Here is a 529-nt window from a genome sequence, read left to right as displayed (position 1 = left end):
TAAAAGATCCATATAAGCTTTTTAAGCCGAAAGAAATAGAGAAAATGTTACCAAATCTAGAAAAAGATTTGTTAACAAATCACATGTTAAACTCCGATCCACCTAATCATACTAGATTACGCAAAGTTGTTCATACAGCTTTTAGTTCTAGAACAGTTAAATCTTTACGCAGGCAAATTGAAGATATCTCTCAAGACTTAATAGATAAAGTTGAATATAAAGGAGAAATGGATATAATTGACGACTTCGCCTTCCCACTCCCGATTGCAGTTATTGGAAGTCTCTTGGGAGTACCAGAAAGTGATTATAAAGTGTTTCGTAAATGGTCTAATACATTAGTGGAGGCAAGTAATTTTCCAAGTAAAATGAAAGATGCGCGTCCGGAATTCCAGGCTTTTTCTGATTATCTTCAATTTTTAATTATGAAAAGGAAAGAACAACCTAAAAATGACCTTATTAGTAAATTAATTTATACTAAATCTGAAGAAGACCAGCTTACACAACAAGAAATATGTTCCATGATTTTTTT

1 pseudogene is annotated in these 529 nt (G+C 31.9%); it reads left to right on the top strand.

What is annotated here, in order from left to right:
• Positions 1 to 529 (top strand): annotated as a pseudogene (locus KVT37_RS31815) (cytochrome P450); the annotation flags it as partial.

The organism is Mesorhizobium sp. GbtcB19 (assembly GCF_019091085.1).
GTDB lineage: Bacteria > Pseudomonadota > Alphaproteobacteria > Rhizobiales > Rhizobiaceae > Mesorhizobium.
This window is presented reverse-complemented; position numbering and strand designations above follow the sequence as displayed.